The sequence below is a fragment of the Serratia sp. T13T92 genome, from assembly GCF_047530105.1.
Lineage (GTDB): Bacteria > Pseudomonadota > Gammaproteobacteria > Enterobacterales > Enterobacteriaceae > Chania > Chania fonticola.
Map to the genome: position 1 here is coordinate 55,828 of NZ_JBLJAK010000019.1, position 9,863 is coordinate 65,690.

Here is a 9,863-nt window from a genome sequence, read left to right on the forward strand (position 1 = left end):
GACGACTATGCCAGGTTCCAGCACCCTCTATGCCGCCATCGATCTGGGTTCCAACAGTTTCCATATGTTGGTGGTACGTGAGGTGGCTGGCAGTATCCAGACGCTGGCTCGCATCAAGCGCAAAGTGCGCCTGGCGGCCGGGCTGGATCAGCACAATCACCTGTCACAGGAAGCCATGCAGCGCGGCTGGCAATGTCTGCGGCTGTTCTCGGAACGCCTGCAGGATATCCCGCGCGATCAAATTCGGGTCGTCGCCACCGCAACGCTACGCCTGGCTAATAACGCAGCCGAGTTCCTGCAAACCGCCGAAACTATCCTTGGCTGCCCCGTTCAGGTTATCAGCGGCGAAGAAGAAGCCCGCCTGATTTACCACGGCGTTGCCCATACCACAGGCGGCCCGGATCGGCGTCTGGTGGTCGATATCGGGGGTGGCAGCACGGAGTTGGTCGTAGGTACAGGGGCGCAGGCCGCCCAGCTGTATAGCCTTTCAATGGGCTGTGTCACCTGGCTCGAACGCTTCTTCAGCGATCGTAATCTGGAGCGGGATAACTTCGAAGCCGCCGAACAGGCCGCGCGTGAAATGGTGCGGCCGATCGCCCCACAACTTCGTCAACATGGCTGGCAGATTTGCGTCGGCGCCTCCGGTACCGTGCAAGCGCTACAGGAAATCATGGTGGCGCAGGGGATGGACGAACGTATTACCCTGCCCAAGCTGCGGCAGTTGAAACAACGCGCCATTCAGTGTGGCAAGCTGGAAGAGCTGGAAATCGAAGGGCTGACGCTGGAACGTGCCTTGGTGTTCCCAAGCGGCCTGTCGATACTGCTGGCCATTTTCCAGGAGTTAGGCATTGAAAGCATGACGCTGGCCGGTGGCGCTCTGCGCGAAGGGCTGGTGTATGGCATGCTACATCTGCCGGTCGAGCAGGATATCCGCAGCCGCACGTTACGTAACCTGCAACGCCGTTACCTGCTGGATATCGAGCAGGCCGAACGCGTCAGCCAGTTGGCCGCGAACTTCTGTTTGCAAACCACCAACGAATGGCAATTGGATACGCGATGTCGTGAGCTACTGCATGCGGCCTGCCTGATCCACGAAATCGGCCTGAGCGTCGATTTCAAACAGGCTCCTCAACACGCCGCCTATCTGGTCAGCCATCTTGATTTACCCGGCTTTACCCCGGCGCAGAAAAAACTGTTAGCCACCCTGCTGCAAAACCAGAGCAATGCCCTCGATCTGCCGCTACTGAGCCAACAAAACGCCGTGCCGCCCCGCGTGGCACAGCGCATGTGTCGTCTGTTGCGTCTGGCCATCATCTTTGCCAGCCGCCGCCGTGACGATACCCTGCCCGCGGTACGCCTGCGTGCCAACGATGAAGAGTTGCATGTGATTTTGCCGCACGGCTGGTTAGAGCGACATCCGCTGCGCGCAGAGGCACTGGATCAGGAAAGCCACTGGCAGAGCTATGCCCACTGGCCGCTGTTTTTGGAAGAGCAGTCTTAAAAACGTCCCTGCCTCAGCTACCGCCCTTGGCCTTGGCCAACATCGCCTTCACGCTGGCCAAATGGCTTTGGCCTTTCTCCATCCGCTCCTGCGGGCTAACCACCTTGCGTTCCGTCTCCCAAGCCAGATCGTCCTGCGGCAGTTCCAACAGGAAACGGCTGGGTTCAGGCCGCACCAACTCACCGTATTGGCGACGTTCACGACACAGGGTGAAAATCAGCTCTTTCTGGGCGCGGGTGATCCCCACATAGGCCAAACGCCGTTCTTCATCGACATTATCCTCGTCAATACTGCTCTGATGCGGCAATAACCCCTCTTCCATCCCCACCAGGAACACATAGGGGAATTCCAGCCCCTTGGAAGCATGCAGAGTCATCAGCTGTACCTGATCCAGCTCTTCATCGCTTTCGCCGCGCTCCATCATGTCACGCAACGTAAAGCGCGTGACCACCTGGGTCAGCGTCATCGGTTCGTCCAGATCGCTGCCTTCCAGCATCTCGGTCATCCAGCCAAACAGCGTGTTGACGTTTTTCATGCGCATTTCGGCCGCTTTCGGGCTGGGCGAGGTTTCAAACAACCAACTTTCATAGTCGATGCCGCGGATCAAATCGCGCACCGCTGCCACCGGCTCACGCTCTACCATCTGGATGATACCTTCCATCCAATGGGTGAAACGCTGCAATGACTCCAGCCCCCGGCCTGTCAGATACTGGCCCAGTCCAAGATCGAAGCTGGCGTGGAACAGGCTCTTGTTACGCTGGTTGGCCCACTCCCCCAACTTTTGCAGCGTCGCCGGGCCGATTTCCCGCTTCGGCGTATTAACGATACGCAGGAAGGCGCTGTCGTCTTCCTGGTTGGTCAAAACCCGCAGATAGGCCAGCAAATCCTTGATTTCCGGGCGCGAGAAGAACGACGTGCCGCCAGAAATCTTGTACGGAATGCGGTTCTGCATCAGCATTTTTTCAAACACACGCGACTGGTGGTTTCCGCGATAGAGGATCGCATAGTCGCCGTAATTGGTTTTCTTCACAAAGTGATGGGCGATCAGTTCCCCCACCACCCGCTCGGCCTCGTGATCTTCATTGTTGGCCGTGACCACCTTCAACTCTTCGCCGTAGCCCAGTTCGGAGAACAGGCGTTTTTCAAAGACGTGCGGGTTGTTGGCAATCAGGATATTGGCGGCCTTCAGAATACGTTCGCTGGAACGGTAGTTCTGCTCAAGCTTGATCACCTGCAACGCCGGAAAATCTTCCTTTAGCAGTACCAGGTTCTGCGGACGCGCACCGCGCCAGGAGTAGATCGACTGATCGTCATCCCCCACCACGGTAAAGCGTGCGCGGTTACCCACCAGCAGTTTCACCAGTTCGTACTGGCTGGTGTTGGTGTCCTGATATTCATCCACCAGCAGATAGCGGATACGGTTCTGCCAGCGCTCACGCACCTCCTCATTACGCTGTAGCAACAAGGTGGGCAGCAGGATCAGATCGTCAAAATCCAGTACGTTACAGGCTCTCATATGGTCGTGATACAGCCCGTAGCAGTGGGCGAACAGCTTGTCCTTCTCTGAGCGCGCCAGCCCCATTGCCCGCTGCGGATCCACCAGATCGTTCTTCCAGTTGGAAATGGTCGAGATCAGCTGTGCCACCAGCGTCTTGTCGTTTTCCAGCCACTTCTCGGTCAGTTCTTTCAACAACGCGAGCTGGTCTTGATCGTCAAACAGCGAGAAGTTGGACTTCATCCCCAACGCGGCATATTCGCGTTTTATCACTTCCAGCCCCAGCGTATGGAAGGTGGAGATCATCAGGCCACGCGACTCTTTGCGCCCCATGGTTTGCGCCACACGCTCTTTCATCTCACGCGCCGCCTTGTTGGTAAAGGTTACGGCGGCAATATGCCGGGCCTGATAGCCACATTGGTGGATCAGGTGGGCGATTTTATTGGTGATCACACGCGTTTTGCCGGAACCGGCACCGGCCAGTACCAGGCAAGGCCCGGTAACGAATTCGACGGCTTGTTGTTGGCTGGGGTTTAATCGCATGGCGCTTTATTGCTCAATATTGGAGTGCAGGGGAGAAGGATTGTAGCAGAAAGCGCCAAACAGATTTAACAGGTATAATGGCGGCAAATTCTACACGACTGATTGGATTATTAAGATGGCGAAGACCGCTAGCGCGCTGCACATCCTGGTGGATAACGAAACACTAGCCAACGAACTGTTGGCCAAACTCAAGCGCGGCGTCAGCTTTGACACGCTGGCGCGCAAATACTCGAGCTGCCCGTCCAAACGCAACGGCGGCTCCCTGGGTGAGTTTAATAAGGGGACGATGGTCGCTGCCTTCGATAAGGCAGTGTTCAGCATCCCGTTGCTCAAGCCCTATGGCCCGGTGAAAACCCAGTTCGGCTATCACATCATCAAGGTACTGTATCGCAACTAGGCCCCTCACCCTAACCCTCTCCCACAGGGAGAGGGGACCGATCGAGTTAGGCTGATAATGTCGTGTTCCTTCTGAGCACCGGCTGACTCACCTTGGTTTCGTTGATTTCTCTGCGTAATACCTGCCTTTCTTTTTACTCCCAACTCTCCGAAGCTGCACGGCCTAACTAGGCTCTCCGGGCAGCTCCCTCTCCCTGTGGGAGAAACGGGCTGTGGCATCAGGTACAACTCGGTTAAAGTCTACCCGCCTTTGGATGGGTAATTAAAGTGTCTTTAAACATACAAGGGGACCGATCGAGTTAGGCTGATAATGTCGTGTTCCTTCTGAGCACCGGCTGACTCACCTTGGTTTCGTTGATTTCTCTGCGTAATACCTGCCTTTCTTTTTACTCCCAACTCTCCAAATCTGCACGGCCTAACTAGGCTCTCCGGGCAGCTCCCTCTCCCTGTGGGAGAGGGTTGGGGTGAGGGGCAATGATTACTGTGCGCTGGCTTCCGGTGCTGCGGTAGCCGCATCCACCGGTTTTGGCTCTTCGCTCACCACAGCCGGTGCTGGCGCCATGATCCCGTTATAGGTTTCCTGGAGCTGCTTCATATTCATCTCCGGCTCCCCCTTCGGCTGTAACAGCACCAAGGTGGCATCCTGCGACAGTTGCAGCTTCAGTTCCTGATTCAGCGATTCCAGCGTCAGTGACGACAAGAAGGCCTGACGCAGCTTCTGGTATTGCTCCGGAGCGATATCCACCACGCCACTTTGCTGTGAACGCAGACGCTGGCTCATCAGCACATCGGTGTCGGTGCGGGCATAGGTGGCAAACAGTTTGCTCAACTGATCGGTTTTCTGTGCCAGCAAGGCATTGAACTCATCCTGAGACAGGCCGTTGTTACGCACATTAGCCAATTCGCGGGCAATAAAGGCCAGGCCGTTGTTCAGATTATCATTCGGTGAATTCAGATGGATCGCACACTGGGCGCGTTGATACTGCACCCGGCAGTCGAAGCCCAGCTTGATGTTTTTCTGCTCGCTCTTTTGCAGCACCTGCTGAATGTGCCAGAACAGGGCTTCACGGGCCATATCACTGCGCCAGTAACGGCTCAGGCTTTGCGAATCGCGAATCGGATGCCATGGCGTATCCCACATGATCGACAGCGTATCCTGCTTCACCTGATCGCTAATCAGACTGACCGGCTGCGGCGGCAGTGGAGTCAGGGTTGGCATGGTTGCCGGCGCTTCGCGCTTGCCTTGGAGAGGCGAGAACGCCTTGTTGATCTGTTCGGTCAGGCTACGGCTATCAACTTTACCCACCACGTACAACGTCATGACGTCCGGGGTATACCATTGCTGGTAAAATTTCTGCAGCTGTTCGATATTGACCGGCCGCTTGACCGGTTGGCCCGGATCGTGTGCCAGTAGCGTTGAGCCTTTCAGGCGATAACGCCACCAGCTGTCTTTGGGATCCGGCGGGAAGATACCGATAGGATCCATATTGGAGTTCATCACCGCTTCTACCGTTGGCTCATCGATAGCCAGCTTACCCGTGGTATCTGCCAGCCAGGCCAGCGCCTCTTTCAACAGATCGGGGCGATTATTGGGCAGGCTCAGGTTGTAGATGGTGAAATCATAAGAGCTAATGGCTGGCGGCAATGGCCGTTCACTGTCCACGCTCTGTTGCCACAGCGACTGGAGCTGAGGCTGGGTAAAACTCTCGCTGCGCGTAATCGCAATACGCGGCAGCAAATGGGCAAAACCGATCTGCTGGGCAGATTCCACCAGCGATCCGGTATTGACCATCAACCTTAACTCAACGCGATCGCTCGGGCGCTGTGGTGTATCAAGGATCTGCCAAGAAAAACCGTTATTCAGCTGCCCCTGCTGCCAGGCAGGATCAGGTTGTAGCGCTTCAGCGTGCACGCTGCCGTTGGCCGCAACCAACAGCAGCCCACCCACTAAAAGACGAATTCTGGTGCCCTGCATGTGAACCCCTACTTAATGACTAGCCAATTTTTTATGCAAATACGGATATTCCGTTCATTGGAATATAAGGCATCGTCTCGCCGCGATGTTGACGAGTACGGCCTGAACTGTGCGTGGCACAGCAACGATCACACCCTGAGTTTCACCGTAGGGCGGAAAGCGCAAAGTGTACCATTCTGTTAGACCGCGCGCCTTGGCGGATGTCACTCATCACAGTGAAAAATAATAGCTGTAGGGTGTTATGGAGAAAAAATGAACAAGAAGCAAGGGAAAATGACATCGGCTGCCATGGCAGCCGATGTCGAGGGCAGGAAAAAACTTAGGCAGAAGGCAGCTGTTTGTCAGTAGCAACCTTATCTGTTCTGTTATTCAGCACGTCTTGCAGCTGCTTCTCATCCAGTTGATTACACCATTTGGCCACCACTACCGTCGCCACACCGTTACCAACCAGGTTGGTCAAGGCGCGGGCTTCGGACATAAAGCGGTCGATACCGAGGATCAGCGCCAGACCGGCCAGCGGTAAATGCCCTACCGCCGAAATGGTCGCTGCCAGTACGATAAAGCCACTGCCGGTCACCCCTGCTGCCCCTTTCGAGGAGAGTAGCAACACCACCAACAAGGTCACCTGATGCATGATGTCCATATGGGTGTTGGTGGCCTGGGCGATAAACACCGCCGCCATCGTCAGATAGATCGAAGTGCCGTCAAGGTTGAACGAGTAGCCCGTCGGGATCACCAGGCCCACCACCGATTTCTTGCACCCCAGGTTTTCCATTTTATCGAGCATGCGTGGCAGCACCGATTCGGAAGACGAGGTCCCCAGTACGATCAACAGCTCTTCTTTGATATAGCGAATAAATTTGAAGATGCTGAAGCCGTTGTAGCGAGCAATCGAGCCCAACACCACCACCACAAACAGTAAGCAGGTGACATAGAAGCAGACAATCAGTTGGCCCAGTTGCAGCAGGGTGCCCACACCGTATTTACCGATAGTGAAGGCCATGGCACCAAAGGCCCCCAGCGGTGCCAGGCGCATGATCATGTTGATGATGCCGAAGATCACGCGGGAGAAGCTGTCGATGACGTTAAAGATCACCTGGCCTTTCTCACCCAGGCGATGCAGGGCAAAACCGAACAGCACCGCAAACAGCAGCACCTGCAAGATGTTGCCGCTGGCAAAGGCACCCACCACGCTTCCCGGGATAATATCCAACAGGAAAGGCACGAGCCCCTGCTCAGAAGCCTTCTCGGCATAGACCGCCACCGCTTTAGCATCCAGCGTTCCCGGATCGACGTTCATCCCGGCACCGGGTTGCACCACGTTCACGATCACCAGGCCGATCAGCAACGCAATGGTACTGACGATTTCAAAGTACAGCAGGGCTATCGCCCCGGTACGGCCCACGGCCTTCATGCTCTCCATGCCCGCGATACCGGTCACCACGGTACAGAAGATCACCGGAGCGATAATCATTTTGATTAATTTAACAAATCCATCGCCCAGGGGTTTCATCTGGGCACCGAGTTCAGGGTAGAAATGGCCAAGCAGGATCCCCAGCGTAATCGCTGTTAACACCTGAAAATAGAGGCTCTTAAATATAGTTGTTTTCATTAGCACATCCTTTGGGGGGGGACAACGCGGCAGGCGGGCAATCACTCGTCCGTCCTGTTTATCGCTTGCGCGGAAAATAACACCCCCATAACAACATGGAAATAAATTGTTGCCGTAGTACAGGCATATTGGTGTGAATTTAAGAGCTGAAACGCGTCAGTCAGTGTACAAGTTCCAGCGTTACGGAAGCTTTTCTTTGCATTAACTCAGAATAGGTAGCGGTAGAAACTAGTTTTTGACAGGGAAATAAAGTGGCCTCTCCCGCCTGAAAAGTACCAGGAGGGAGGATAAAAAATCAGCGCTTGGTAAAACAGGTCACGCTTTGGCAACGGAGGCAAACTGCGCTTCAAACTCCTTGCGGGGTAAAGGCTTGGCAAACAGGAAGCCCTGGCCAGTGCGAATGCCGTGCTGTAACAGCCAGTCTCGCTGCGCCGTGGTTTCCACCCCTTCCGCCATTACCGGCAGATGAAGCACCTCGGAAATCGAGCTGACGATCCGCACCATCGCATCGTCCTCCGGCAGCCCATCAATAAAGCTTTTGTCGATTTTAATCAGATCAATTGGCAAGGATTTCAGACGATTGAGGTAATTCAGGCTGGCATAGCCCATGCCAAAGTCATCCAAGGCGATCGACACACCTAAATCATGCAATTCCCGTAGCAGTTCCAACGCCCCATCAAGGTCGTGGATACGCACCGTCTCAGTGATTTCCAGCAGCAGCTTATGCGGATCGATCTGGTGTTCGTCCAGCAGCCGTTTCAACTGAGGCACAAAGTCTTTATGCTGCAGCTGGATCGGCGAAATATTTACCGCCAACGGCAACGTGATGCCCTGGGATTGCCACGCGGCCAGAATACGACATGACTCTTCCAGCACCCAGTTACCCAATGGCACGATCACGTCCAACTCCTCCGCCAGCGGGATCACATCCGCCGGGAGAATAATCTGTCCGTCGGGCAGTTGCCAACGCAGCAGGGCTTCCGCGCCGGTCACCTGATTGGTTTGCATATCCCACTGCGGTTGCAGGAATAGTGCAAACTGACGTTGCTCAATGGCCAGCAGGATCTCGCTTTCCTGCGTCAGACGCTTTTGGGTTTTTTCGGTCAGGCAGGGCTCGAAGAACAGGATCTGATTTTTACCCTCACGATGCGCCGACATCATGGCCGAGGTGGCACTACGCAGCAGTTGCTCCGCGCTTTCCCCCGAATTGGGATAATGGGCAATACCGATACTGGCGCTTGGCCGCAGCGGCATCTTCTGTTGCAGGTTCAGCGGTGCATTGATGGCCACCATCACTCTTCTGGCCAACTGCATGGCGTGAATGGGCTGCTCAATATTTTTCGCCAGGATGGCAAACTCGGCATTGCTCAGCTGTGCCAGCACGCAGTCCACACCGATAACCTGACGCAGTTTTTTCGCCAGCGTCAGCAACAGTGCTTCACGCATGGATGGGTTCAGCGCGCCGGAGGCTTCATGCAGGGTTTCGATCCCCACGACCAACAGATTAAAGCGCGCTGGCCTCATACTGGCAGCAATATGCTGTTCAAGCAGCGCGGCAAACAGCACCGGATTGGGTAATTCGGTCATCGAGTTATGGGTACTCAGGCGGCTCATGGCGGTATGCGCCTTGGCCAGCGTTTGCTGATTGCGATTGTAATTGCGCACCAGCAAGCCTAATTCATCGTCCTGATGTTGGGCTGGCAACATCAGTTGGTGGTAAGGGAGATCTTCCTGAGGGACATTTTCCAGTTCGCGCGCCATGGCTCGCAATGGATAAACCAGCAGCCGGTTCATGCACCAGCTAACGGCGATCGACAGGATCAGCGCCAACAGCAGATAGGTCGACAACATGGTCGATAGCGTGCTGAGGATAAACTGATACATGCGGTACGAATCGGCCTGCAACACCAGATAGGCCAGCGGCTGAGGATTGGCAGGCACCCGTTCAAGCGAATAGAGCGGCACCGAAATCTGTACCGGCAGCTCAAAGATACGCGCCACTAGCGCAGGGACCGGGCGTTCCGGCGGGAAATTGGCATGTAGCGCCTGAAACTCGTTAGGCAGGACGATATCCGCTCGGGTGAGGATCCCCACCGGCTGCAGAGAGTTGAGCACGCGTTTGGTTTCCGGCACATCCATCCGCAGCACGGCTTCTGCCAGCGGCTGACGCACGGCCTGGGCCACATTCTCCAACTGCTGGGCATAGTCATCTCTGCGCTGCTGCACAAAGTGGAATAGCTGGATCACGATGAAGATAAAGATCGTCACCAGTGCCACACCAGACACCGCCGCCATCTGCTTAATCGTTAATGAACGCCTGACCCGCAAAAACCTGCACTCC

At 55.4% G+C, this 9,863-nt stretch carries 6 protein-coding genes; 2 read left to right on the forward strand and 4 right to left on the reverse strand.

Annotated elements, in window-relative coordinates; translation table 11 throughout:
• The first annotated feature begins 7 nt into the window (after window positions 1-7).
• Window positions 8-1,501: an exopolyphosphatase gene (ppx, locus tag ACMV5I_RS17715; protein ID WP_024484190.1), complete on the forward strand. Its 1,494-nt coding sequence runs from the start codon at window positions 8-10 to the stop codon at window positions 1,499-1,501.
• 13 nt (window positions 1,502-1,514) lie between these two features.
• On the opposite strand, the gene rep is transcribed toward ppx, so the two are convergent.
• Window positions 1,515-3,539: a DNA helicase Rep gene (gene rep / locus ACMV5I_RS17720; protein ID WP_024484191.1), complete on the reverse strand. Its 2,025-nt coding sequence runs from the start codon at window positions 3,537-3,539 to the stop codon at window positions 1,515-1,517.
• 115 nt (window positions 3,540-3,654) lie between these two features.
• Here rep and ppiC point away from each other — a divergent pair, with 115 nt between their 5' ends.
• Window positions 3,655-3,936 carry a peptidylprolyl isomerase PpiC gene (ppiC, locus tag ACMV5I_RS17725; protein WP_021181563.1) on the forward strand — a complete coding sequence of 94 codons (282 nt, stop codon included), beginning with the start codon at window positions 3,655-3,657 and terminating at the stop codon, window positions 3,934-3,936.
• A gap of 477 nt (window positions 3,937-4,413) precedes the next feature.
• Here the strand turns inward: ppiC and ACMV5I_RS17730 are convergent, their stop codons facing one another.
• The 3 genes from ACMV5I_RS17730 to hmsP all read right to left on the reverse strand — a co-directional run bounded on the left by ACMV5I_RS17730 (window position 4,414) and on the right by hmsP (window position 9,850).
• Window positions 4,414-5,910 carry a M16 family metallopeptidase gene (locus ACMV5I_RS17730; protein ID WP_121608111.1) on the reverse strand — a complete coding sequence of 499 codons (1,497 nt, stop codon included), beginning with the start codon at window positions 5,908-5,910 and terminating at the stop codon, window positions 4,414-4,416.
• A 319-nt stretch (window positions 5,911-6,229) separates the two neighbouring features.
• Entirely contained in the window at window positions 6,230-7,522 is a 1,293-nt protein-coding gene (locus ACMV5I_RS17735) for a dicarboxylate/amino acid:cation symporter (protein ID WP_202671647.1), read from the reverse strand.
• Between the two features lie 315 nt (window positions 7,523-7,837).
• Window positions 7,838-9,850, reverse strand: coding sequence for a biofilm formation regulator HmsP (gene hmsP / locus ACMV5I_RS17740; protein ID WP_414824960.1), 2,013 nt, complete (start codon window positions 9,848-9,850; stop codon window positions 7,838-7,840).
• Between the last annotated feature and the right edge of the window lie 13 nt (window positions 9,851-9,863).

Coding starts and splice junctions, on each gene's coding strand:
- ppx (WP_024484190.1), top strand. CDS start 8: ATGCCAGGTTCCAGCACCCTCTATGCCGCCATCGATCTGGGTTCCAAC.
- rep (WP_024484191.1), bottom strand. CDS start 3,539: ATGCGATTAAACCCCAGCCAACAACAAGCCGTCGAATTCGTTACCGGG.
- ppiC (WP_021181563.1), top strand. CDS start 3,655: ATGGCGAAGACCGCTAGCGCGCTGCACATCCTGGTGGATAACGAAACA.
- ACMV5I_RS17730 (WP_121608111.1), bottom strand. CDS start 5,910: ATGCAGGGCACCAGAATTCGTCTTTTAGTGGGTGGGCTGCTGTTGGTT.
- ACMV5I_RS17735 (WP_202671647.1), bottom strand. CDS start 7,522: ATGAAAACAACTATATTTAAGAGCCTCTATTTTCAGGTGTTAACAGCG.